General features: G+C 75.1%; 19 protein-coding genes and 1 pseudogene. 10 read left to right on the top strand and 10 right to left on the bottom strand.

What is annotated here, in order from left to right:
- Positions 1-36: 36 nt before the first annotated feature.
- The 4 genes from ACZ56B_RS20870 to ACZ56B_RS20885 form a co-directional block, all read right to left on the bottom strand.
- Positions 37-1,131, bottom strand: a complete 1,095-nt coding sequence (locus ACZ56B_RS20870; RefSeq protein ID WP_468792351.1) for a DUF5925 domain-containing protein — start codon at positions 1,129-1,131, stop codon at positions 37-39.
- A gap of 92 nt (positions 1,132-1,223) precedes the next feature.
- Positions 1,224-1,988, bottom strand: coding sequence for a polysaccharide deacetylase family protein (locus ACZ56B_RS20875; RefSeq protein ID WP_468792551.1), 765 nt, complete (start codon positions 1,986-1,988; stop codon positions 1,224-1,226).
- Positions 1,989-2,013: 25 nt separating this feature from the next.
- Positions 2,014-3,039: a glycosyltransferase family 2 protein gene (locus ACZ56B_RS20880; protein WP_468792354.1), complete on the bottom strand. Its 1,026-nt coding sequence runs from the start codon at positions 3,037-3,039 to the stop codon at positions 2,014-2,016.
- Complete coding sequence (locus ACZ56B_RS20885) at positions 3,036-3,857, bottom strand: glycosyltransferase family 2 protein (protein ID WP_468792357.1); 822 nt, start codon at positions 3,855-3,857, stop codon at positions 3,036-3,038. Before ACZ56B_RS20885 ends, ACZ56B_RS20880 begins: the two co-directional genes overlap by 4 nt.
- A gap of 651 nt (positions 3,858-4,508) precedes the next feature.
- Between ACZ56B_RS20885 and ACZ56B_RS20890 the strand changes: the two genes are divergently transcribed.
- Together ACZ56B_RS20890 and ACZ56B_RS20895 are read left to right on the top strand one after the other, a co-directional pair.
- Positions 4,509-5,315, top strand: coding sequence for an SGNH/GDSL hydrolase family protein (locus ACZ56B_RS20890; protein WP_468792360.1), 807 nt, complete (start codon positions 4,509-4,511; stop codon positions 5,313-5,315).
- Between the two features lie 545 nt (positions 5,316-5,860).
- Positions 5,861-6,136, top strand: coding sequence for a hypothetical protein (locus ACZ56B_RS20895; RefSeq protein ID WP_468792363.1), 276 nt, complete (start codon positions 5,861-5,863; stop codon positions 6,134-6,136).
- Between the two features lie 416 nt (positions 6,137-6,552).
- Here ACZ56B_RS20895 and ACZ56B_RS20900 read toward each other — a convergent pair whose 3' ends face one another.
- The 3 genes from ACZ56B_RS20900 to hmgA form a co-directional block, all read right to left on the bottom strand.
- Complete coding sequence (locus ACZ56B_RS20900; RefSeq protein ID WP_468792366.1) at positions 6,553-7,764, bottom strand: type ISP restriction/modification enzyme; 1,212 nt, start codon at positions 7,762-7,764, stop codon at positions 6,553-6,555.
- Positions 7,765-7,804: 40 nt separating this feature from the next.
- Entirely contained in the window at positions 7,805-8,554 is a 750-nt protein-coding gene (locus ACZ56B_RS20905) for a GntR family transcriptional regulator (RefSeq protein ID WP_468792369.1), read from the bottom strand.
- Between the two features lie 121 nt (positions 8,555-8,675).
- Positions 8,676-10,025 carry a homogentisate 1,2-dioxygenase gene (gene hmgA, locus ACZ56B_RS20910; protein WP_468792372.1) on the bottom strand — a complete coding sequence of 450 codons (1,350 nt, stop codon included), beginning with the start codon at positions 10,023-10,025 and terminating at the stop codon, positions 8,676-8,678.
- 199 nt (positions 10,026-10,224) lie between these two features.
- On the opposite strand from hmgA, the pseudogene ACZ56B_RS20915 reads away from it, so the two are divergent.
- From ACZ56B_RS20915 to ACZ56B_RS20945, 7 genes and pseudogenes are all read left to right on the top strand, one after another.
- Positions 10,225-10,850: pseudogene (locus ACZ56B_RS20915) on the top strand (hypothetical protein).
- Entirely contained in the window at positions 10,847-11,467 is a 621-nt protein-coding gene (locus ACZ56B_RS20920; protein ID WP_468792375.1) for a TetR/AcrR family transcriptional regulator, read from the top strand. Before ACZ56B_RS20915 ends, ACZ56B_RS20920 begins: the two are co-directional and overlap by 4 nt.
- A 216-nt stretch (positions 11,468-11,683) precedes the next feature.
- Complete coding sequence (locus ACZ56B_RS20925; RefSeq protein WP_468792378.1) at positions 11,684-13,921, top strand: molybdopterin-dependent oxidoreductase; 2,238 nt, start codon at positions 11,684-11,686, stop codon at positions 13,919-13,921.
- A 138-nt stretch (positions 13,922-14,059) separates the two neighbouring features.
- Complete coding sequence (locus tag ACZ56B_RS20930; protein WP_468792381.1) at positions 14,060-15,514, top strand: CitMHS family transporter; 1,455 nt, start codon at positions 14,060-14,062, stop codon at positions 15,512-15,514.
- 40 nt (positions 15,515-15,554) lie between these two features.
- Positions 15,555-16,781: an MFS transporter gene (locus ACZ56B_RS20935; RefSeq protein WP_468792385.1), complete on the top strand. Its 1,227-nt coding sequence runs from the start codon at positions 15,555-15,557 to the stop codon at positions 16,779-16,781.
- A gap of 57 nt (positions 16,782-16,838) precedes the next feature.
- Entirely contained in the window at positions 16,839-18,227 is a 1,389-nt protein-coding gene (locus tag ACZ56B_RS20940) for an aldehyde dehydrogenase family protein (protein WP_468792389.1), read from the top strand.
- Between the two features lie 15 nt (positions 18,228-18,242).
- On the top strand, positions 18,243-19,328 hold the full coding sequence (locus ACZ56B_RS20945; RefSeq protein ID WP_468792393.1) for a Zn-dependent alcohol dehydrogenase: 1,086 nt from the start codon (positions 18,243-18,245) through the stop codon (positions 19,326-19,328).
- Between the two features lie 30 nt (positions 19,329-19,358).
- Here ACZ56B_RS20945 and ACZ56B_RS20950 read toward each other — a convergent pair whose 3' ends face one another.
- The 3 genes from ACZ56B_RS20950 to ACZ56B_RS20960 all read right to left on the bottom strand — a co-directional run bounded on the left by ACZ56B_RS20950 (position 19,359) and on the right by ACZ56B_RS20960 (position 21,911).
- Positions 19,359-20,333, bottom strand: coding sequence for a DMT family transporter (locus ACZ56B_RS20950; RefSeq protein ID WP_468792396.1), 975 nt, complete (start codon positions 20,331-20,333; stop codon positions 19,359-19,361).
- 146 nt (positions 20,334-20,479) lie between these two features.
- Positions 20,480-21,202: an ArsR/SmtB family transcription factor gene (locus tag ACZ56B_RS20955; protein WP_468792399.1), complete on the bottom strand. Its 723-nt coding sequence runs from the start codon at positions 21,200-21,202 to the stop codon at positions 20,480-20,482.
- A gap of 67 nt (positions 21,203-21,269) precedes the next feature.
- Entirely contained in the window at positions 21,270-21,911 is a 642-nt protein-coding gene (locus tag ACZ56B_RS20960) for a TetR/AcrR family transcriptional regulator (protein WP_468792402.1), read from the bottom strand.
- An 87-nt stretch (positions 21,912-21,998) separates the two neighbouring features.
- Here ACZ56B_RS20960 and ACZ56B_RS20965 point away from each other — a divergent pair, with 87 nt between their 5' ends.
- Entirely contained in the window at positions 21,999-23,150 is a 1,152-nt protein-coding gene (locus ACZ56B_RS20965; RefSeq protein WP_468792405.1) for an acyl-CoA dehydrogenase family protein, read from the top strand.
- The last annotated feature ends 7 nt before the right edge of the window (positions 23,151-23,157 follow it).

The following is a 23,157-nucleotide window of genomic DNA, read 5'->3' on the forward strand; positions in this document are numbered from 1 at the left end:
CCCGGCGGGACCGCTCCGGTGGGCACGGGGCCGTGCCTACAGGTACAGCCCCGCGTCCGCGTCCCCGCGCGGCTCCGGCAGGGCGGCCGGGGACGTGCCCCGGCGCAGGGCGTACAGCTCGGCCAGGGTCGCTCCCTCGCGGCCGACGCCGTCCTCGCGGCCCAGCCAGTTCACCGCCTCCGCGCGGGTCAGCGGCCCGACCTCGATGCGGGCCAGGCAGCGGCCGGGACGGACGACGGCCGGGTGCAGGCGCTCCAGGTCCTCGTTGGTGGTGACGCCGACCAGGACGTTGCGGCCCTGGCCGAGCAGGCCGTCCGTGAGGTTCAGCAGCCGGGACAGCGCCTGCCCGGCCGTGTGCTTGGCCCCGCCGCGGATCAGCTCGTCGCAGTCCTCCAGCAGCAGCAGCCGCCAGCGGCCCCTGCCCGCCGCGTCCTCCTCGCCGATCGCGATGTCCATCAGGTAGCCGACGTCGGAGAAGAGCCGCTCCGGGTCCAGGACGCAGTCGACCTGGCACCAGTCCCGCCAGGACCGGGCCAGCGTGCGCAGCGCGGAGGTCTTGCCGGTGCCCGGCGGGCCGTGCAGCAGGAGCAGCCGGCCCGAGACGTCCTCGGGGGTGGTCTTCATCAGGCGGTCCATCGCCTCCGCCACCGGCGCGGTGTAGTTGGGCCGGACCTCGTCCCAGGCGCCCGCCGAGATCCGCCGGGTGGTGCGGTGCGGGCCGCGGCGCGGGGAGACGTACCAGAAGCCCATGGTGACGTTCTCCGGCTGCGGTTCGGGCTCGTCCGCCGCGCCGTCGGTCGCCTCACCCAGGATCCTCGCCGCGAGGCCGGCGCTGGTCGCGGTGACGGTGACGTCGGCGCCCCGGTTCCAGCGGGAGACCAGCAGCGTCCAGCCGTCGCCCTCGGCCAGGGTGGCGCTGCGGTCGTCGTCCCGGGCGACGCGCAGCACCCGGGCGCGCGCGGGCAGCAGGGTCGCCGCGGAGCGCACGCGGTCGATGCTGACGGCGTGCGAGTACGGCTGCTCGCCCGTCGCGAAGCGGCCGAGGAACAGCGCGTCGACGACGTCGGACGGGGAGTCGCCGTCGTCGACGTTGAGCCGGATCGGCAGTGCGTCGTGCGGGTGTGCGGGCATGCCGCCATGATCGGGCACCCGGGCGCCGCGTGCACCCGGTTTCCGGGGGTGCGCGCGGATGTGTCGCCCGTGCGCGGTCCGTCCCCGCGCGTTCAGCGCGGTGGCCGCCGCAGCAGCCGCCGCGCCCGGCGGACCACCGCGTACCCCCGGGTCAGGGCGCGGTCCCGCGCGAAGGCGCGCGCGACGGCCCGCCCCTGGACCAGCCGCTCGAACTCCGCGGCGTCCGTGGACCGCCGCACGGTGACCCGCCGCAGGGCGTACGGTCCCTGGGCGCGGCGGGCGAGGTCGTTGCCCACGGCGAGCGCCTGGGCGTACCCCGTCTCCCGCACCGCCGCGCGCACCCGGCGGCTGGAGTAGCCGTAGGGGTACGCGAACGAGACGGGGACGGAGCCCAGTTGGTCCGAGACGATCTCCTTGCACAGGATCAGCTCGGAGCGCAGCCGGCGGTCGTCGAGCTGGTCGAGCTGCGGATGGCTGTGACTGTGCCCGCCGATCTCCACCCCCGCACCGGCCAGGTCGCGCACCTGGTCCCAGTCCAGCATGGTGTCCAGGCCGCCGCCGGTGTCGTACGGTCCCCGCAGCCATCCCGTGGAGACGAACACGGTGGCCGGGAAGCCGTGCTCGGCGAGCACGGGCAGCGCGTGCCGGTGCACGCCCTCGTAGCCGTCGTCGAACGTGACGAGGACCGGGCGCGCGGGCAGCGGGCGGCCCGAGCGCCAGCGGGCCGCCAGGCCGGCGGTGGTGACGGGGGTCAGGCCCAGGCCGGCGATCACCGCCATCTGCGCGGCGAACGCCTCCGGGGTCACGGACAGGGCGCGGGTCGCGTCGTTGGGGTCGGCGGCGACCGAGTGGTACATGAGGATCGGCACGCGCGTGTCGGCGTCAGTCACCGGCGCCTGCCCGGCCCCCGCCGCGCGGGACGCCGCCCCCGACGTCCCGCGCGGAGAACGCCGCCCCGCCCCGCCGGGCCCGCACGCTCCCCACCACGTAACCGCCCGCCGCCGCGAGCACCCCGGCGACGATCGCCCCCGCGCGTCCCGCGCCGCCCGGCCGGGCCAGCAGGGCGTCGCGCAGGCCCCGCGCCACTCCGGCCGGCAGGACGCGCGTGGCGTACCGGCGTTCGGACTCCAGCCCCTTGCGCGTGCCGACGCTGCGGGCGACCAGCGCCTTGGACAGGCCCTCGGCATACGTCCGGGTCCGGAAGTAGCGGAAGCGCTCGCGGTCACCGGGCACCCGGTGGTGGATCACCGCGCGGTCGTCGATCAGCAGGACCGCGTCCGGGCGGGCGCGGCCGAGGCGGATGCACAGCTCCGTCTCCTCCCCGCCCAGCGGGCGTCCGCCCCCGTCGCGTCCGATGCCGGTGGCGAAGCCGCCCGCCGCGTCGAAGGCACTGCGCCGGAAGGAGGCGTTGCCGCCGAGGACGTTGCGCACCCGCACCCGCCCGCGCGGCAGCCCCCGGTAGGTGCAGCCCACCACCCAGTCGAACTCCTCGGGGAACCAGGCGGGGCGCCGGCCCGAGGCCCAGACCGGCTCGGTGCGCCCGCCGACCGCCATCACCCGCGGATCGGCGTACGCCTCGGCGAAGTGCTTCAGCCAGTCGCGTTCGGCCACGGCGTCGTCGTCGAGGAAGGCGACGATCTCGCCGCGCGAGGCGGCGATTCCGGTGTTGCGGCCGGCGGACAGGCCGCGGGGGCCCGCGTTGGCGAGCACCCGCACGTCGCCGGCCTCCTCGTACTTTCGGCCCAGCCGGTCCAGGAGGGCCGGGTTGTGGTCCACGACCAGCAGGGTCTCCAGGGCCGGCCGTGACTGCGCCCGCACCGAGGCGACCGCCGCGAGGACGTCCTCCCAGCGGTCCTCGGTGTAGGCGCAGATCACGACCGAGACGCCCGGGACGCCGGGCTCGCTCAAGACGCCTTCCCCCGGCCCGTGCCGGGCAGCGGCGAGGGGTGCCCGCGGCGGCGCAGCGCACGCCGGTTGGACCGCTCCCCGAGGATCACTCCCAGCACGCGCAGCCCGTCGCGCACGGCCCGCAGGTTGCTGGTGCCGTGGATGCGCAGGTACTCGTGGCTGGGGATCTCCTGCACCCTGAGGCCGGCCTTGACGACCCGGATGTTCATCAGGGTCTCGACCTCGAAGCCGGTGCAGTCGAGGTCGATCTTGTCCAGGCAGTGCCGCCAGAAGGCGTTGTACCCGTAGCAGAGGTCGGTGTAGCGGGCGCCGAACTTGCGGTTGACGACGGCGCACAGGGCCCGGTTGCCGAGCTTGCGGACGAAGGTCATGTCGTCCGTGCCGCCGCCGTTGGCGAAGCGGGACCCCTTGGCGAAGTCCGCGCCGGAGACCAGGGCGGAGACGTAGCTGACGATCTCGCCCCCGTCCGCCGAGCCGTCCGCGTCGACCATCACGATGATGTCGCCGGTGCAGGCCTCGAACCCGGCGCGCAGGGCGTCGCCCTTGCCCTTGCCGCGCTGGCCGACGACCTTGACGTCCGCCCACAGTTCGCGGGCCACCTCGACGGTGTTGTCGGTGGAGTTGCCGTCGACCAGGACCACTTCGTGGATCCAGTCGGGGAGCGTCTTGAAGACGTACGGCAGGTTCTCCGCCTCGTTCATGGCCGGTATCACCACGCTCACCGGCGGCGCGATGGCCAGGTGCGAGGAGACGGGCCGGTACGTGACGGCGGTCGGCGGATCCTGGTCCGCGGTCGCCGGCTGCAGAACGGAGCTCATGAGTCTGGTCCCTCTCGTCCGGTGGACCGCCCGCCCCCGGGCGGCCCGGCTGTTCGTCCGGTTCGAAAGGGGGGTTCTCACCCCGCGGCACGGCGGACGCGGCCGCCGTGCACGCCGGGTGAGCTGGCAGATCTGGCCGGCCGCGGAAAACGGCAGCCGACCGCGCGGCCCGGCCCGGTCACCGTTGCGGTCACCGGGCGCGGCACCCCCCTACCGCGCTCCCGCACCGGTCCGTCGCGGTCCTGAGCCCTCCCCTGGAGCCGCGTACCGACGCACCGATGCGGGTGAGATGTATGACGGTATTGACGATTGAACCCTTATGGCAAGACCTGGAACGGCGTCTCACGTTCTTGCCGGATTGGCCGTCAGGTACGGCTCTTGCCCGGATATGCGTGCCCGCATGGCCGACTTTGCCCCCCGACGCGTCCCATGTCGGGGTTCAATGTGGCGCACCCCGTAGGGGGCGTCAAGGGCGGAAAGTCCCCGCGGCCGGATTTCGTCCAGCGTTGAACGGCCGTTCCGTGCGACGGTTCGTGTGAAGAAGTCGGGTGGTTCCAGGGGAGAGTCGAAAAGTCTTGGCATGAACACTTCCAGTCAACACGCGTAGTTGCTACGACGGTTGAGGCAGAGATCCTGCTAAAGGGAGGTTCCGTGAGACGTTCCCGGCTTGTCCTCTTCCTCAGCTCGTTCCTCCTCGCCGCCACCGCCGCCCTCACCGGGGCCGCGACGGCCCAGGCATCCCAACAGACCGCAGTCGGCGGCTACGTGGCGCTCGGCGACTCCTACTCCTCCGGCGTCGGCGCCGGCAGCTACATCTCCTCCAGCGGCGACTGCAAGCGGAGCACGAAGGCCCATCCGTACCTCTGGGCGGCCGCCAACTCACCCTCGTCCTTCGACTTCACCGCCTGCTCGGGCGCCCGTACGGGTGATGTCCTCTCCGGGCAGCTCGGCCCGCTCAGCTCCGCCACCGGTCTCGTCTCCATCAGCATCGGCGGCAACGACGCCGGATTCGCCGACGTCATGACGACCTGTGTGCTCCAGTCCGACAGCTCCTGCCTCTCCCGGATCGCCACCGCCCGCTCCTACGTCGACTCGACGCTGCCCGGCCGGCTGGACAGCGTCTACACCGCCATCCGCACCCGGGCCCCCAACGCCCACGTGGTGGTGCTCGGTTACCCCCGCTTCTACAAGCTCGGCACCGCCTGCATCGGTCTCTCCGAGGCCAAGCGGAAGGCGATCAACGACGCCGCCGACCACCTCGGCAACGCCATCGCCCAGCGCGCCCGCGCCCACGGCTTCACCTTCGGCGACGTCCGCACGACCTTCACCGGCCACGAGATCTGCTCCGGCAGCTCCTGGCTGCACAGCGTGGACTGGCTCAACATCGGCAACTCGTACCACCCGACGGCCGCCGGACAGTCCGGCGGCTACCTGCCGGTGCTGAACGGCGCGGCCTGACCCGTCGGGGCGCGGTCACCGAACCGGAAGGAGAGGAGGGGTCCCCGTCCGACGGGGGCCCCTCCTCGCACGTCACCGGGCACGGCACCGCGTGCGACGTCGTCCCCGTCGGCCCCTGACCCTCACCCCGGCCGCACGGTCGCGGTGGTCGCCTCCGCGCCGGCGGGGAGCGGGGCCGTCACCCCCGACGGGTGCGGCGACCCTCCGAACGGACGTGTGCGCCGGCCGCGGCCGGGGCGCCCGGGAGCCGGGCCGCGCTCCCCGGGCGCCCCGAGGGCGGCACGCCCCCGGCGGCCTCCGGCCCCGAGGGGCCCGCCGCGTCACTGACGGTGACCGTCGAACCCGGTGGCGGGTGGTCGTGCTCCACCGACCGGCCCACCGTCCAACTCGCCCTGAAAACTGCCGTATTCAGAGAGTAATCGTCGAGTGTTCGTCAACCCCCTTACAGGGAAGGTGAATCCCGTGACCTCGATACAGGTGTGCCCGGACGGGGCGATAGGGTTACCCTGCCCGGGCCGGGTGGACTCGTACGGGTGGGGAGTGACATGGAACAGATAACAGTGCGCAGCAGGGCCAGGGTCCCTGCGATCACCTGCGGGAGCAGCGCGACCAGCTCGCGCCTCGACCGCCACCTCTCGGTGCTGGCGGGACCCGCCGTCCCGCAGCGGGAGACGGCCGAGGCGACGTCGCTGATGCGCGAGCTCATCGCGCGTGACACCGCGCACGGCCGCGGCGCCGAGGGCGCGCGGGCACGGGCGAGCCGCGTCTCGCTCTTCGCCCCGCTGCGCCGGCTGCGCCGCTCCCTGTTCGGCAGCCGGTAGCGCCCGCGCCCGGACGGTCACGCCGTCCCGGCGCAGCGCCCGCCCGCGTCCGTCGTCCCCGCGGCACGCGGCGGCACCCCGGCACGTTCCGGGCACGAGCACGTCCCCGGCCGGCACCCCCGATCCCACCCGGCGGCGAACCGGGGTCCGCCGGCCTTCCCCGTCCCGGCCGTGAACCCCACCGCCCCCGTGCGCGCACCGCCGCACCGCGGGGCGCGCACACCACCGGCGGCACCGCGCACCGGCCCGGCACGCCCGCGGCGGGACGCGTTCCCGGCCGGCCGTCCCCTCGAGCACGGCGAGCGCGCCGCGGCCGTACGCCCGCCCCCTTGTGGCGCGTCCCTTCGCGACACCCCTCCTCGGAACACGCCCTCCGCCGTCGGCCGGACCCGCGCCGCGGCGGGGGCGGCCGGGCGTCAGATCAGCGCCAACTGGCCCTCGGGTCCCTCCTCGTACGCGTCCAGGACCGAGGCGGGCCGGCGCGCGGAGGGCGGCACCGGCAGGACGCCCGCCTCGCGCAGCTCGGCCGAGGTGATCGGGTCGGGCGTCGCCGGGTCCGTCAGGGCGGCCTGCCGCGGGCGCAGTTCGGCGAGCAGGGCGAGGACCGTGACCAGTTCCAGGAGCTCCGAGGTCCAGGCCTGCGGCCAGGCGGCCGGCCGGATCGCGGCCAGGGTGCCCGGCTCGGCCCCCTCCGCCCCCTCCGTGCGGACCGCCAGCCACCGCTCCAGCACCCGCACCCCGGCCACCTCGAAGTCCCAGGCCTCGGGCGGTACCGGGGAGATGCGGCCCCCGTCGAGCGACAGGGCCTGCTCGTCGCGGTCGTAGTGCGCCGTCGACGGCCGGGAGGGCAGCGGAGCGCGGACGTAGGGGCGGCGCCCGCCGGGGAGTTTGGGACGTTCCCCGTCGCGCCGCATCAGCCACAGCATCCGGCGGCCCACCTCCACGCCCCGCGCCCACGCGCCGGCGTCCCCGGTGAGCGGGACCAGCGGCCCGCCGGGCGCGGCGCGCACCACGGCCGTCGTCCAGGCGAGGACGTCGGCCGGGGACACCCGGTGGCCGAGCCGGGCCGCCAGGTGCGCGCGCAGGCCGGGGGCCAGGTTCGGCTCCGCGCCCCCGGGACGGCGGTACAACGGGCGGATCCGGCCGGGGCGGAGCAGTGGCAGCAGGGACGTGGCGAGCAGCGGGGGGCCGGCGGAACCGGCCAGGCCCCCGGGACCGGCGGTCCCGGGGGCCTCGACGACGAAGACCTGCCGCTCGTCCGCCACCCGCCACAGCTCCGGGCGGGCCGCGTCGATCAGCCGCTGGTCAGGGATCAGCCACTGCTCGTCGAACGGGGCGCGCAGCACCCGGACGGGCTCCGGACAGGGATCCGAGGCGCGGGCCAGCCGCCGGGTGCCGCCGCCGTGCCCCGGCAGCCGGCCGACCGCCGTGCGCGGGGTCCGGGCGCGCGTCGGCTGGAACAGCGCCTCGCGGTCCGGCCCCTCGGCCTTCATGAGGGCGTCCCAACGCGCCTTCAGACAGGCCGCGTCGGGGGCCGCCGGCCACCCCCGGCCGAGCCGCGGCGGTGCGACGGACCACGGCATGAGGTCCGCCAGCGGCGGAGCGTCGTCGTGCGTCACGCCGGGCATCGTACGGCCTCCGGCCGGCCGGAGGTCAGGGGCCGGCGGGTCAGGTGGCGTCCAGGGTCACCGTGAAGGAGAAACGGTCGCCCCGGTAGCGGATGACGGCCACGTCCAGGGGGCGGCCGTCGGTGCCGTACGTGACGCCGGTGTAGTGCAGGATCGGGCTGAGCAGCGGGATCCGGAGCAGGCGGGCCGTCTCCGGGTCGGCGAGCCGTGCCTCCACCGTGTCCGTGATGCGGCTGATCCCCACTTTGACGACGTCGCGCAGCACCTTGGTCATCGGCCAGCGCACGAGGTCGTCCAGGTCGATCCGCGCGGCCAGTTCGGGGCGGACGTAGTTGCGGGCGTGGTTGGTCGGCTCGCCCGTCCTCTCGTCGCTGCGCAGCCGGTGGTAGGCCGCGGCCTCGGACAGGCCGGGGAAGTGCTCGGCGAGGTCGGGGGGTATCGGCGCCGGGCCGTGCTCCAGCAGTTCGGTGGTCATCCCGGACTGCTGGGCCACGATCGCGTCCACCGAGCCCAGCAGGCGGACCGGGGCGCCCCGCCGGGCGTCGGGCTCGATGAACGTGCCGCGCCGGCGGTGACGGGTGATCAGCCCCTCCTCCTCCAGCTCCTTCAGCGCCTGCCGCATGGTCAGCACGCTCACCCCGTAGTGCCCGGCCAGCTGTTCCTCGGTGGGCAGGCGCAGCGGGTCCTGCGGCGAACGGCCGAGGATCGAGGCGCGCAGCGACTGCGACACCTGGTACCAGAGCGGCAACTTGCGGTTCAGGACGATCGAGTCCGGAGCGAAGGAGGTCACGGGCTATCCGTACCGGTCGGGAACGTTCGGTGCAACGTCGGGCGCGGGGTGCGCGCGGGCCCGGAGGGCCGGGCCCGGCCGGGCTCCCGGCACCGGCCGGAGCACCCCGGGGCGGACCGCGTCACGGCGCGCGGAAGTGGCGTTCGAGTCCCCGCCACACGTCGTCGTAGTCCTGCTGGAGGTGCTCCGCCCGTGCCGCCTGGGGGGTCAGGGACACCGGCCAGCGGGTCTCGAACATGAAGGCGAGGCCGTCGTCGATCTTCTGCGGGCGCAGTTCCGCGGTGCTCGCCCGCTCGAAGGTCTCCCGGTCGGGACCGTGCGCCGACATCATGTTGTGCAGCGACCCCCCGCCCGGCACGAACCCTTCCGCCTTCGCGTCGTAGGCGCCCTCGATCAGGCCCATGTACTCGCTCATCACGTTCCGGTGGAAGTACGGCGGCCGGAAGGTGTCCTCGCCCACCAGCCAGCGCGGGGCGAAGACCACGAAGTCCACCCCGGCGAGGCCGGGAGTGTCGCTCGGGGACGTCAGCACCGTGAAGATCGACGGGTCCGGGTGGTCGTAGGAGATGGTCCCCATCACGTTGAAGCGGCGCAGGTCGTAGACGTACGGCACGTGGTTGCCGTGCCAGGCCACGACGTCGAGCGGGGAGTGGCCGTAGGTGGCCGTCCAGAGGTTGCCGCAGAACTTGTTCACCACCTCCACCGGCCCCTCGACGTCCTCGTACGCGGCGACGGGGGCGCGGAAGTCCCGGGCGTTGGCCAGCCCGTTGGCGCCGATCGGGCCGAGGTCGGGCAGCCGGAAGGGGGCGCCGTAGTTCTCGCACACGTAACCGCGGGCGGTCTCCTCCAGGAGCTCCACGCGGAAGCGCACCCCGCGGGGGACCAGCGCGACGTGTCCCGGCTCCGCGTGCAGCAGACCGAACTCGGTGCGCAGCAGCAGTCCGCCGCGCTCCGGGACGATCAGCAGCTCGCCGTCCGCGTCGCTGAAGACGCGGTCCATCGAGGAGGTGGCGTGGTACAGGTGCACGGCCATGCCGGTGCGCTGGGCGACGTCGCCGTTGCCGCCCAGGGTCCACAGGCCGGCCAGGAAGTCGGTGCCCTCGCCCGGCTCCGGCAGCGGGTTCCAGCGCAGGCGGTTGGGGTCGGGCACCGTCTGGGTGAAGGGGGCGGTGCGCAGCGCGCCGTTGGCCGTGCGGGTGAACGCCGGGTGGGCGGCCGACGGGCGGATCCGGTAGAGCCAGGAGCGGCGGTTGTGCGCCCGCGGCTCGGTGAACGCCGCACCGCTCAGCTGCTCCGCGTACAGCCCGAGCGGCGCGCGTTGCGGCGAGTTGCGGCCCTCGGGCAGGGCCCCCGGGACCGCCTCGGAGCTGTGCTCGTTGCCGAAGCCGGAGAGGTACTCCAGCGTCTCGGCGGCCTTGCGCGCTCCCCCGCGTTCGAAGGTGCTCGCGCGGGCGGTGCCCCCATCGCTCATGTTCGCTGCTCCCTTGCGGTGCGATTCCTGTGCAGAACCATAGGATTGCGTTTTCCCCGGCGCAAGGGGACCGCGCGAACCCGGACCGGGTGTTTCCGGCCGCCGTCGTCCCCGTGCGCCGCCCTCCCCTCGGCGGAGGACGCGGAACCCGGCTCCGGGGGGATCCGGAGGACCGGGCCGGCGTCCTGCGCTCCCCGGCATGGGGTGGACACGGAGGCCGGTCGCCGCGCTCGCGGTCTGTGCCGTGCTGCCGGCCGGACCCGCGGGCTGCGGGCCCCGTGACGCCCGGGGGCGGGAGGGGGCGCCGTCCCCGTCCGCCGGCAGGCTCCTGGGCGAGCGGGACGAGGAGGGCCGGCCCTGCCGCGAGGTGGGCGGCGAGGACGCGCCCGAGGTCGGCGTCGAGGTCGTGCCCGGTGCCGGCGGCGGCTGGGACGTGCGGCTGACCGTGCGCAACTTCCGCTTCTCGCCCGGGGGACGGGCGGACGGGCGACGGCCGGCCGCGGTCTGGCCCGCCTCCACCTGAACGACCGCCCCGTCGCGGCGCTGCGCACCCCCGGTCACCGCCTCCCCGCCCGCCTCGTCCCGCGCGGCACGCACCGGGTCACCGCCCGGCTGTGCGCCGACGACGGCCCGGTGTGGGCCGTGGACGGGGAACCCGTGGAGGGCACGGCCGACATCACGGTGTCGGAGCGGGACCCGGGCGCGGTCCCGGCCGCCGCGCCGTCCGGGACCGGCGACCCGGCGGGCGGGACGGCGCCCGGGACGGACGACCGGGGCCGTACCGGAGGGCGGGGTTCGCCGCGGGACACCAGGGAGGCATCATGAGTCCCGTGCCTCCCACGACATCGCTCCGCCGAGCGCCCGTGCAGCGGCGCAGCGCCGAACGGCTGGCCAGGATCCTCGACGCCTGCGCCGAACTCCTCGACGAGGTCGGCTACGACGAGCTGAGCACCCGCGCCGTCGCGCAGCGCGCCGGCGTGCCCATCGGCTCCGTCTACCGCTTCTTCGGCAACAAGCGCCAGATGGCCGACGCGCTGGCCCAGCGCAACCTGGAGCGCTTCTCCGGGCGGATCGCCGAACGCCTCGAGGGCGCCGGTGAGCGGGGATGGCGGCACGCCGTGGACGTCGTGATCGACGAGTACCTGGACATGAAGCGCACCGCGCCCGGCTTCTCCCTGGTCGACTTCGGCAACCAGATCCCGGTCGGCACCCGCCGGACCGAGCCCAACCACCGCGTCGCCGACCGCCTCGTCGACGTGCTCCTCGGCCCCCTGGGCCGCGAGAGCGCCGACGAGGACCTGCGCCGCGTCTTCCTGGTCGCCGTCGAGACCGCCGACGCCCTCGTCCACCTGGCGTTCCGGACGGCGCCCGAGGGGGACGAGAAGGTCGTCGCGGAGCTGCGGGAGATGCTGGGCGCCTACCTGGCCCGCGTCCTGGACTGAGCGCTCCGCCCCCGGGGGCGTGTTCCGGAAGTCCCGCCCGCCCCGCGGGCGGCCGGCGCCGCTCGCGGAACACGCCCCGGTGCGGCTCCCCGTCCGGGCAAGGGCCTCCCCGCCGTGCCTACCGGTCGGTATGCTCGGCTCGTCCGTGCCTCCCGAGCCCCCGACCGTGTCCGGGCGGGAGGCCCCGCCCCGCAGCCGCCGTACCCGGGAGGCCCCGTGTCCCGCACCGCCCTTCGTGTCTGCCCCCTGTGCGAGGCCACCTGCGGTCTGGTCCTCACCGTCGACGACGGCCGCGTCACCGGTGCCCGCGGCGACCGCGACGACGTCTTCAGCAAGGGCTTCATCTGCCCCAAGGGCGCCGCCTTCGGCGCCCTGGACTCCGACCCCGACCGGCTGCGCACCCCGCTCGTCCGCGTCGACGGCGAGCTGCGCGAGGCCACCTGGGACGAGGCGTTCGACGCCGTGGCCGCCGGGATCCGGCCCGTCGTCGAGCGGTACGGGCCGGACTCCGTCGGCGTCGTCCTCGGCAACCCCAACGTGCACACCGTGGCCGGCGCCCTCTACCCGCCCGTACTGCTCGCCGGGCTCGGCACCCGCAGCCTGTTCACCGCCTCCACGGTCGACCAGATGCCCAAGCACGTCTCCAGCGGACTGCTCTTCGGCGACGCGGGCGCGATCCCGGTGCCCGACCTGGACCGCACCGACCACCTGCTGCTGATCGGCGCCAACCCGCTGGAGTCCAACGGCAGTCTGTGCACCGCCCCCGACTTCCCCGGCCGGCTCAGGGCGCTGAGGGCCCGCGGCGGCACCCTCACCGTCGTCGACCCGCGCCGCACCCGCACCGCCCGCCTCGCCGACCGGCACGTCGCGCTCCGCCCCGGCACCGACGCCCTGCTGCTCGCGGCGATGGCGCACGTGCTGTTCGACGAGGGCCTCGCCGACCCGGGGGACCTGGCCGCGCACCTGAAGGGACTCGACGAACTCCCGGCGGCGCTGGACGGCTTCACCCCCGAGGCGGCGGCCGGCGCCTGCGACGTGGACGCGGCCGTCATCCGCACCCTCGCCCGCGAACTCGCCGCCGCCCCCACCGCCGCCGTCTACGCCCGCATCGGCAGCTGCACCGTCCCGCACGGCACCCTCGCCAGCTGGCTCGTCGACGTCCTCAACATCCTCACCGGCAACCTCGACCGGCCCGGCGGCGCCCTCTTCCCGCAGGCCGCCACCGGCAGGACCCCGCGTCCCGCCGGACCCGGCCGCGGCTTCGCCCTCGGACGCTGGCACTCCCGGGTGCGCCGGCACCCCGAGGCCAAGGGCGAACTGCCGCTGTCCGCCCTCGCCGAGGAGATCGACACCGCCACCGACGAGGGCGAGCCGATCCGCGCCGTCGTCGCCGTCGCCGCCAACCCGGTGCTGTCCGCCCCGGACGGCGACCGGCTCGACCGGGCCCTCGCCTCCCTCGACTTCATGGTGAGCGTCGACCCGTACCTCAACGAGACCTCACGCCACGCCCACGTCGTCCTGCCGCCGCCCCCGCCCGCGCAGAGCCCGCACCACGACTTCGCCTTCAACGCCCTGGCCGTGCGCAACCAGGTCCGCTACACCCGCCCGGCCGTCCCGCTGGAGCCCGGCCGCATGGCCGAGACGGAGATCCTGGCGCGGCTCGTCCTCGCGGTCTCCGGCGGGCACGGCACCGACCCCGCCGCCGTGGACGACCTGGTGATCGGCCAGACACTCGGCAAGGCCGTCCGGGAGCCCCACTCCCCGGTGCACGGCCGTGACCCGAAGGCCCTCGCGGCCCTGCTGACCGGCGAGGACGGCCCCGAGCGGCGGCTGGACATGATGCTGCGCCTCGGCCCGTACGGCGACGGCTTCGGCGCCGACCCGGACGGGCTCACCCTGCACAGGCTGCTCGCCCACCCGCACGGCATCGACCTGGGACCGCTGCGCCCGAGGCTGCCCCAGCCGCTGCGGACCCGCAGCGGAAAGGTGGAGCTGCTGCCGGAACCGATCGCCGCCGACCTCCCGCGGCTGCGCGCCGCCCTGGACGAACGCCCCGGCGGGCTCGTCCTCGTCGGCCGCCGCCACCTGCGGTCCAACAACAGCTGGATGCACAACGTGCCCGTCCTCACCGGCGGTTCCAACCGCTGCACCCTGCAGCTCCACCCCGAGGACGCCGAACGCCTCGGCGTGCGGGACGGGGGGCCGGTGCGCGTCAAGGGCGCCGGGGGAGAGGTGACCGCGCCGGCCGAGGTCACCGAGGCGGTGCGCCGGGGCGTGGTGAGCCTGCCGCACGGCTGGGGGCACGACCGGCCCGGCACCCGCATGCGGCACGCCGCGGCCGACCCCGGAGCCAACGTCAACCAGCTCCTCGACGGCAGCCTCCTCGACCCGCTGTCGGGCAACGCCGTCCTCAACGGATTCCCGGTCGAGGTGGCGCCGCTGACCACCCGCTGACCTGAGCAAAGCTGTGACCTGGGGTTTTGCTCTTATTGCTCGCACGTCAGCGTCTTGCTGACGCCGCTCGGTGGCACCTAACGTCGTCGCACCGCCGGCCCTGGTGGGAGTTCAAGGGCGAACGTTAGGTGTCCACTCATGCTGACCATCCTCGGCTTCGCCATGATCGCGACCTTCCTGGTCCTGATCATGATGAAGAAGATGTCGCCGATCGCGGCGCTCGTGCTGATCCCCGCGCTGTTCTGCGTGTTCGTCGGCAAGGGCGCCCACCTCGGTGACTACGTCATCGACGGCGTGTCCAGCCTCGCGCCCACCGCGGCGATGCTCATGTTCGCGATCGTCTACTTCGGCGTGATGATCGACGTCGGCCTCTTCGACCCGATCGTCCGGGGGATCCTCGGGTTCTGCAGGGCGGACCCGATGCGGATCGTCGTCGGCACCGCGCTGCTCGCCGCGATCGTGTCGCTGGACGGCGACGGGTCCACCACCTTCATGATCACCGTCTCGGCGATGTACCCGCTGTACAAGCGCCTGAAGATGAGCCTGGTCGTGATGACCGGGGTCGCCGCCATGGCCAACGGCGTGATGAACACCCTTCCCTGGGGCGGCCCGACGGCCCGTGCCGCCACCGCGCTGAAGCTCGACGCCAGCGACGTCTTCGTCCCGATGATCCCGGCCCTGCTGGTCGGTCTGCTGGGCGTGGTCCTCCTGGCGTACGTGCTCGGCCTGCGGGAGCGCAGGCGGCTGGGCACGCTGACGCTGGACGGGACGCCGGCCGGGGAGGAGACGCGCAGGACCGAGACGGTCCTCGTCGGCGCGGGCGCGGGCGCGGGCGCCGACGGCGGCAGGGGCACCACGGCGGCCGGCGGATCCGGTGCAGGCCCGGACACCGGCGCCCGGGACACCGGCCCCCAGGACACCGGCCCCCAGGACACCGACGTCCAGGACGACTTCCAGGGCCTCGACCCGGACCGTCCCACCCTGCGCCCCAAGCTGTACTGGTTCAACGCGTTGCTCACGGTGGTCCTGCTCACCGCCATGATCATGGAGTGGCTGCCGATCCCGGTGCTGTTCCTGCTCGGCGCCGCGCTCGCGCTCACCGTCAACTTCCCGCACCTGCCCGACCAGAAGGCCCGCATCGCGGCCCACGCCGACAACGTCCTGAACGTCTCCGGCATGGTCTTCGCCGCCGCCGTCTTCACCGGCGTCCTCCAGGGCACCGGGATGGTCGACCACATGGCCGAGTGGCTGGTGAGCGTCGTCCCCGAGGCGATGGGCCCGCACATGGCCCTGGTCACCGGCGTGCTGAGCCTGCCGCTGACGTACTTCATGTCCAACGACGGCTTCTACTTCGGCGTCCTGCCGGTGCTCGCCGAGGCCGGCGCGGCGCACGGCGTCTCCCCGCTGGAGATGGCCCGCGCCTCCCTCGTCGGCCAGCCGCTGCACATGTCCAGCCCGCTCGTCCCCGCGGTGTACGTCCTGGTCGGCATGGCCAGGGTCGAGTTCGGCGACCACACGCGGTTCGTGGTGAAGTGGGCGGCCCTGACCTGCCTGCTGATCCTCGCGGCCGGAATCCTGTTCGGCACCGTCTGACCCCGGCCCACCCCCAGGACACTCCGAGGAGGACACGATCATGGCGCCCGGTGGGAACCGCGGCTGGCTGCTCCGCCTCGTCATCGCCTTCGGCTTCGCGCAGGGGGCGGTGTCGATGGCCCGGCCCGCCGTCTCCTACCGGGCGCTCGCGCTGGGCGCGGACGAGCGGGCGGTCGGGGTGATCGCGGGCGCGTACGCGCTGCTGCCGCTGTTCGCCGCCGTCCCGCTCGGCCGGCGCACCGACCACGGCCGCTGCGCGCCCCTGCTGCCGGCCGGCGTGGTCCTCATATCCGGCGGTTGCGCGCTGAGCGGGCTGGCGCACTCCCTGTGGGCGATGGGCCTGTGGAGCGGGGTGATGGGCCTCGGCCACCTCTGCTTCGTCATCGGCGCGCAGTCGCTGGTCGCCCGCCAGTCGGCGCCGCACGAACAGGACCGCAACTTCGGCCACTTCACCATCGGCGCCTCCCTCGGCCAGCTGATCGGCCCGATCGCGGCGGGCGCGCTGATCGGCGGGCCCGACCTGGCCGCCACCAGCGCGTTCGCCCTGCTGGCGGCGGGCGCGGGCGCGGCGGTCGCCTGCGCCTCGCTGTGGCGCGTCGAGCATCCGGCGCCGGCCGCCGCCCGCGGGGCACCGGGCGAACGCGTCCCGGTCGGGCGCATCCTGCGGGCCCGGGGCGTTCCGGCCGGCATCCTCATCAGCATGGCCGTGCTGTCCGCGACCGACATCCTCACCGCCTACCTCCCCGTGGTCGGCGAGCACCGGGGCATCGCCCCGCCGGTCGTCGGCCTGCTGCTCAGCCTGCGGGCCGCGGCCACCATCGCCTGCCGGCTGGTCCTCACCCCGCTGCTGCGGCTGCTCGGCCGCACCGCGCTGCTGACGGTGACGTGCCTGCTGGCCGCGGTGCTCTGCGCGGGCCTCGCGGTGCCGGTCCCGGTGGGAGCGCTGGCCCCGATGCTCGCGGTGCTCGGCTTCTGCCTGGGCGTCGGCCAGCCGCTGTCGATGACCACGGTGGTCCGGGCCGCCCCCGCGGACGCCCGCTCCACGGCCCTCGCCCTGCGCCTGACCGGCAACCGCCTGGGCCAGGTCGCCGCGCCCGCGGCGGCGGGCCTGGTCGCGGGCGCGGCGGGGGTGGCGGCCCCCTTCGTGATGCTGGGCGCCCTGCTGCTGCTCTCCTCGGGCGTCGCCCTGCGCTCCCCGGCCGGGGACCGGCCGCCCGCCCGGAAGGACACCCGGCCCCGCTTCCGGCGGGTCCTCTGGCGCACATAAATTAGCGCCGCTAGTTTATGGGACGGACGACGACGCCCCGCCCTCGGAGGAAGCGCGATGAAGGCACACGACGGCATGTACATCGACGGCTCGTGGCGCCCCGCCGCCGGCCCGGACGTGATCGAGGTCGTGAACCCGGCCGACGAGCAGGTGATCGCCACGGTCCCCGCGGGCACGGTGGAGGACGTCGACGCCGCCGTGCGCGCCGCCCGCGCCGCCCTCCCGGCCTGGGCCGCCACCCCGCCCGCCGAGCGCGCCGCCCGCCTGGCCGCCCTCCGGGACGCGCTCGTGGCCCGGAAGGACGAGATCGCGCGGACGGTGACCGCCGAACTCGGCGCGCCCCCGAAGCTCGCGCAGACCGTCCACGTCGGGATGCCGACCGCGGTGGCGGGCTCGTACGCCGAACTGGCGGGCTCGTACGCCTTCGAGGAGCGGACGGGCAACTCCACGGTCCTCCACGAGCCGGTCGGCGTGGTCGGCGCGATCACGCCCTGGAACTACCCGCTCCACCAGATCGTCGCCAAGGCCGCCCCCGCCCTCGCCGCCGGCTGCACCCTCGTCGTCAAGCCCGCCGAGGACACCCCGCTGACCGCCCGGCTCCTCGCCGGGGCGGTGCACGCGGCCGGGATCCCGGCGGGCGTGTTCAACCTCGTCACCGGCCTCGGCCCGGTGGCGGGCCAGGCCCTCGCCGAGCACCCGGACGTCGACCTGGTCTCCTTCACCGGCTCCACCGCCGTCGGCCGCCGCATCGGCGCGATCGCCTCCGGCATGGTCAAGCGGGTCGCCCTCGAACTCGGCGGCAAGTCCGCCAACGTCATCCTGCCCGGCGCCGACCTGGCCCGCGCGGTCAACGTCGGCGTCGCCAACGTGATGTCCAACTCCGGCCAGACGTGCAGCGCCTGGACCCGCATGCTGGTCCACCGGGACAGCTACGACGAGGCGGTGGAGCTCGCCGCGGCCGCCGCCGCGAAGTACGGCGACCGCATCGGGCCGCTCGTCAACGCGGTACAGCGGGAGCGCGTGCGCGGCTACATCGAGAAGGGCGTGGCCGAGGGCGCCCGCCTGGTCGCCGGCGGCCCCGAAGCCCCGCGCGAGAGGGGCTACTTCGTCAGCCCGACCGTCCTCGCCGACGTCACCCCGGAGATGACCGTCGCCCAGGAGGAGATCTTCGGCCCGGTCCTGTCCGTCCTGCGCTACGAGGACGAGGAGGACGCCCTGCGCATCGCCAACGGCACCGTCTACGGCCTGGCCGGCGCCGTCTGGGCCGGCGACGAGGCGCAGGCGGTGGCCTTCGCCCGCCGGATGGAGACCGGGCAGGTCGACATCAACGGCGGCCGCTTCAACCCCCTCGCGCCCTTCGGGGGGTACAAGCAGTCGGGCGTGGGACGCGAACTCGGCGTGCACGGCCTGACCGAGTACCTCCAGACCAAGTCCCTCCAGTTCTAGGGGAGTCGCATCGTCATGGCTGTTCGTGCCGCCGTCCTGCCCGCCATCGGCGCCCCGCTGGAGATCACCGGCGTCGACCTGCCCGAGCCCGGCCCCGGCCGGGTCCGCGTCCGGCTCGCCGCCGCCGGGGTCTGCCACTCCGACCTGTCCCTGTCCGACGGCACCATGCGCCTGCCGGTCCCGGCCGTCCTCGGCCACGAGGGCGCGGGCACGGTCGTCGCCGTCGGCGAGGGCGTCACCGGCCTTTCCCCCGGGGACGGCGTCGTCCTCAACTGGGCCCCCTCCTGCGGCTCCTGCCCCGCCTGCGCGCGCGGCGAGGTCTGGCTGTGCGCGGGCGCCCTGGACGGCGCCGCCGGGGTCCACGCCCGCCGCGCCGACGACGGCACCGATCTGCACCCCGGCCTGAACGTCGCCGCGTTCGCCGAGGAGACGGTGGTTCCCGCCTCCTGCGTCCTGCCCGCCCCCGACGGCGTCCCGCTCACCGACGCCGCCCTGCTGGGCTGCGCCGTGCTCACCGGCTACGGCGCGGTCCACCACTCCGCCCGGGTCCGGCCGGGCGAGACGGTCGCCGTCTTCGGCGCCGGGGGAGTGGGCCTCGCCGCTCTCCAGGCGGCCCGCATCGCGGGCGCGTCGACGATCGTCGCGGTCGACGTCTCCCCGCAGAAGGAGGAACTGGCCCGGTCCGCGGGCGCCACCGACTACCTCGTCGCCTCGGACACCACCGCCCGCGAGATCCGCGCCCTCACCGGGAAGCAGGGCGTGGACGCGGCCGTCGAGTGCGTCGGCCGGGCGAGCACCATCCGCACGGCCTGGGACTCCACCCGGCGCGGCGGACGCACCACGGTCGTCGGCATCGGCGGCAAGGACCAGCGGGTCACCTTCAACGCCCTGGAGATCTTCCACTGGGGCAGGACCCTGTCCGGCTGCGTCTACGGCAACTGCGACCCCGCCCGGGACCTCCCGGTCCTCGCCGGGCACATCAGGGCGGGCCGCCTCGACCCGGGCGCCCTGGTGACCGAGCGGATCACCCTGGACGGCATCCCGGCCGCCTTCGACGCCATGCTCGCCGGCAAGGGCGGGCGGGCCCTGGTGGTCTTCTAGACCACGGTGCCCGGCCCTCCGGGCACCCGGTCACCGCGGGCCCCGGCCTCCCCCGGGGCCCCGGCCCCGGCCCCGGCCGTGCCCGGAGGGCCGGCCGTGCCGGGCCGCCGCCCGGGAGCGGGACCGCGACACCGCCACGCCCGCGAGACACAGGGCGCCGCCCGCGAGCGTGAGCGGCCCCGGCACCTCGCCGAGCGCCAGCCACGACATCAGCACCACCAGGGCGGGCACCGCGTACGTGGTCGCCCCCATCCGGCTCGCGGTGGTGCGGGCCAGCGCGTAGGCCCAGGTGGTGAAGGCCAGGGCGGTCGGGAAGACGCCCAGGTAGACCATGTTGAGCGTGGCGGAGGCGGGCGCGGCGGCGGCCTGGCGCACGAGCTGCCCGGCGAACGGCAGGCACGCCACCGCCCCGACCAGGCACCCGTACGTCGTCACCTGCAGGGGGCTCGCCGCGCTCAGCGCCGGTTTCTGCGCGACCACCCCGGCCGCGTACGCCGCGGCCGCCAGCAGGCACAGCCCCACCCCGAGCACCGAGGACCCGCCCCCGCCGGACATCGACAGCCCCACCGTCACCGCACCGGCGAACGACACGGCCATCCCCGCCAGCAGCCTCGGCGGCACCGCGTCCCCGAGCAGCCGGGCGCCGAGCAGGGCGATGAGGACCGGCCCGACGTTCACCACCAGGGCGGCGGTGCCGGCGTCGACCTGCTGCTCGCCCCAGTTGAGGGCCACCATGTAGAAGCCGAACCAGAGCAGTCCCGAGACGAGGATCCCCCGCCACGCCGGCCGCGGCGGCGGTCCCTCCCGCCGCAGCAGGCAGATCACCCCCAGCGTCAGGGCGCCGGCCAGCAGCCGGCCGAGGGCGAGCGCACCCGGCGAGTACGCGGTGCCCGCGCTGCGGATCGACACGAAGGCGGAGGCCCACAGCACGACGGTGACGCCGGCCGCACCGGCGGCGAGCACCTCCGCACGGCGGGCGGGACGCGACGGGGAGAGGTTCATCATGCTCCTGAAGGGAGGAAGGCGGCGCCCGGGAAGCTCGCGGATGCCGGACACGCAGATCCCGGGCACGGCAGAGCCCGGGCACGGCAGATCCCGGCCACAGAGGGCCCGGACACGCGGATTCCGGAGGCGGGGCCGGTGTCCGCCGGTCAGCGCAGGACCGCCGCCTCGATGCCCAGCAACCCGGACAGCGCGCGCTCGCCCGTCTCCGTCACCCTCACCGCGCGCCCGGAGCCGATGCGGACGCACCACCCCGTCCGGAGGGCGTGCCGGCACAGGGCCGCGCCCGCGGCCCCGGCGAGGTGCGGCCGGCGTTCCGTCCAGTCCAGGCAGGCGCGGGCCAGCGGGCGCCGGCCGCGGCGGTCGAGGGCGATGCCCGCCGCGTCGAACCACCGCAGACCGGCGTCGGTGAGCGCGAACCCGGTGTCCTGGCGCAGCAGCCCGCGCGCGGTGAGGGCGTCCGTGACGGTGATGCCGAGCCGGCCGGCCAGGTGGTCGTAGCAGGTGCGGCCCCGGGCCATCGCGGATCCCGCGCCCGCCTGCCGCAGGGTGCGCGGCGCGCGGACGGCGTCCGGGGCGATCCGCGCGGTCAGGTCCTCCACCAGCTGGGCGGCCGTCGCGTCGGCCAGCCGCACGTACCGGTGCCGCCCCTGCCGCTCCTCGGCCAGCAGCCCGCCCGCGACGAGCCGGCCCAGGTGCTCGCTCAGCGTCGACGCGGCGACGCCCGCGTGCCGCGCCAGCTCGCCCGCCGTCCAGGCGCGCCCGTCCAGCAGCGCCAGCAGGCACACGGCCCGGGTCTCGTCGGCGATCAGCCCGGCCAGCCGCGCCAGCCCGGCGGCCCGGGGGTCCCTCGTGGTCATGCCCTCCAGCATGGGGCACGGACCCTTCGGCGCCCGCCGAAGGGTCCGTGCCCCGCGGCCGGCCGCCCGCGGGACGCGCCTACGCGGTGCCCCGCACCTGCTCGTACTGGAGGGCCAGCCCGTCCAGCAGCGCCGTCAGCCCCGTCTCGAAGGCCCGCTCGTCGATCTTCTCCTGCTGTTCGGCGAGCAGATGGGCCTGCCCGAGGTGGGGGTAGTCGGCGGGGTCGTAGGCGCTCGCGTCGTCCACGAAGCCGCCCGCGAAGGAGCCGAGCGCGGAGCCCATGACGAAGTACCGCATCAGCGCGCCGATGGAGGTGGCCTGCGCGGGCGGCCAGCCGGCCTCGACCATCGCGCCGTAGACCGCGTCGGCCAGCCGCAGCGCCGCCGGTCGCCGGCCGGGGCCGTGGGCGAGGACCGGCACGATGTTGGGGTGGTCGCGCAGCGCGGCCCGGTAGGACACCGCCCAGTCGTGCAGCGCGGTCCGCCAGTCCCGGCCGTCCTCGAACACCGACAGGTCGACCTGCGCGCTCACCGAGTCGGCGACCGCCTCCAGGATCTCGTCCTTGGTGCGGAAGTGGTTGTAGAGGGAGGGCCCGCTGACCCCCAGCTCCGCGGCGAGCCGGCGCGTGGAGACGGCCGCCAGGCCCTCCCGGTCCACGAGCGCACGGGCCGTCTCGACGATCCGGTCGGTGCTGAGCAGGGGCTTGCGCGGTCGGGCCATGGCGCACATAGTAGGGCTGCCCCCGTAAACTAGCAGTGCTAATTTACGGGTACGGATCTCACACGGCTCTCACAGGGGTGACGCGGCATGGACCTGGAACTCAGCGAGGAACAGGAGGCCGTCCGGCGGCTGGCCCGCGACTTCGTGGAGCGCGAGGTCGTCCCGCACGCCACCGCCTGGGACCGCGCCGAGGAGGTCGACCGCGGCATCGTGAAGAAGCTCGGCGAACTCGGGTTCCTCGGGCTCACGATCGACGAGGAGTACGGCGGCTCCGGCGGCGACCACCTCGCCTACTGCCTGGTCACCGAGGAACTGGGCCGCGGCGACTCCTCGGTGCGCGGCATCGTCTCCGTCTCCCTCGGCCTGGTCGCCAAGACCGTCGCCGCCTGGGGGAGCGAGGAGCAGAGGCGGACCTGGCTGCCGGGGCTCGCCTCCGGCGCGTACGTCGGCTGCTTCGGCCTCACCGAGCCGGGCACCGGCTCCGACGCCGGCAGCCTCACCACGCGCGCGGTGCGCGACGGCGGCGACTACGTCCTCAACGGCACCAAGATGTTCATCACCAACGGCACCTGGGCCGACGTCGTCCTGCTCTTCGCCCGCTCCACCGACGCCCCCGGCCACCGGGGCGTCTCCGCCTTCCTCGTCCCCGCCGACGCCCCCGGCCTGACCCGCCGGGCCGTCCACGGCAAGCTGGGCCTGCGCGGCCAGGCCACCGCCGAGCTGGTCCTCGAGGACGTGCGGGTGCCCGCCTCCGCGATGTTGGGGCCCGAGGGCAAGGGCTTCTCGATCGCCCTGTCCGCCCTCGCCAAGGGCCGCATGTCGGTCGCGGCCGGCTGCGTCGGCATCGCCCAGGCCGCCCTGGACGCGGCGGTGCGGTACGCGGGGGAGCGCGAGCAGTTCGGGAAGACCATCGCCCACCACCAGCTCGTCCAGGAGCTGATCAGCGACATCGCCGTGGACGTCGACGCGGCCCGGCTGCTGACCTGGCGGGTGGCCGGCCTGATCGACCGGGGAAGGCCCTTCGCCGTCGAGTCCTCCAAGGCCAAGCTCTTCGCCTCGGAGGCGGCCGTCCGCGCCGCCAACAACGCCCTCCAGGTCTTCGGCGGCTACGGCTACATCGACGAGTACCCGGCCGGCAAGCTCCTGCGCGACGCCCGCGTGATGACCCTCTACGAGGGCACGAGCCAGATCCAGAAGCTGGTCATCGGCCGCGCGCTGACCGGGGTCTCGGCGTTCTGAGTACGCG

The sequence above is a fragment of the Streptomyces sp. NPDC034670 genome (genome assembly GCF_055574875.1).

Excerpts from the sequence above, each read along its gene's own strand:
- ACZ56B_RS20870 (WP_468792351.1), bottom strand. The coding sequence starts at position 1,131 with ATGCCCGCACACCCGCACGACGCACTGCCGATCCGGCTCAACGTCGAC.
- ACZ56B_RS20875 (WP_468792551.1), bottom strand. The coding sequence starts at position 1,988 with ATGTACCACTCGGTCGCCGCCGACCCCAACGACGCGACCCGCGCCCTG.
- ACZ56B_RS20885 (WP_468792357.1), bottom strand. The coding sequence starts at position 3,857 with ATGAGCTCCGTTCTGCAGCCGGCGACCGCGGACCAGGATCCGCCGACC.
- ACZ56B_RS20895 (WP_468792363.1), top strand. The coding sequence starts at position 5,861 with ATGGAACAGATAACAGTGCGCAGCAGGGCCAGGGTCCCTGCGATCACC.
- ACZ56B_RS20900 (WP_468792366.1), bottom strand. The coding sequence starts at position 7,764 with ATGCCCGGCGTGACGCACGACGACGCTCCGCCGCTGGCGGACCTCATG.
- hmgA (WP_468792372.1), bottom strand. The coding sequence starts at position 10,025 with ATGAGCGATGGGGGCACCGCCCGCGCGAGCACCTTCGAACGCGGGGGA.
- ACZ56B_RS20920 (WP_468792375.1), top strand. The coding sequence starts at position 10,847 with ATGAGTCCCGTGCCTCCCACGACATCGCTCCGCCGAGCGCCCGTGCAG.
- ACZ56B_RS20930 (WP_468792381.1), top strand. The coding sequence starts at position 14,060 with ATGCTGACCATCCTCGGCTTCGCCATGATCGCGACCTTCCTGGTCCTG.
- ACZ56B_RS20935 (WP_468792385.1), top strand. The coding sequence starts at position 15,555 with ATGGCGCCCGGTGGGAACCGCGGCTGGCTGCTCCGCCTCGTCATCGCC.
- ACZ56B_RS20940 (WP_468792389.1), top strand. The coding sequence starts at position 16,839 with ATGAAGGCACACGACGGCATGTACATCGACGGCTCGTGGCGCCCCGCC.
- ACZ56B_RS20945 (WP_468792393.1), top strand. The coding sequence starts at position 18,243 with ATGGCTGTTCGTGCCGCCGTCCTGCCCGCCATCGGCGCCCCGCTGGAG.
- ACZ56B_RS20950 (WP_468792396.1), bottom strand. The coding sequence starts at position 20,333 with ATGATGAACCTCTCCCCGTCGCGTCCCGCCCGCCGTGCGGAGGTGCTC.
- ACZ56B_RS20955 (WP_468792399.1), bottom strand. The coding sequence starts at position 21,202 with ATGCTGGAGGGCATGACCACGAGGGACCCCCGGGCCGCCGGGCTGGCG.
- ACZ56B_RS20960 (WP_468792402.1), bottom strand. The coding sequence starts at position 21,911 with ATGGCCCGACCGCGCAAGCCCCTGCTCAGCACCGACCGGATCGTCGAG.
- ACZ56B_RS20965 (WP_468792405.1), top strand. The coding sequence starts at position 21,999 with ATGGACCTGGAACTCAGCGAGGAACAGGAGGCCGTCCGGCGGCTGGCC.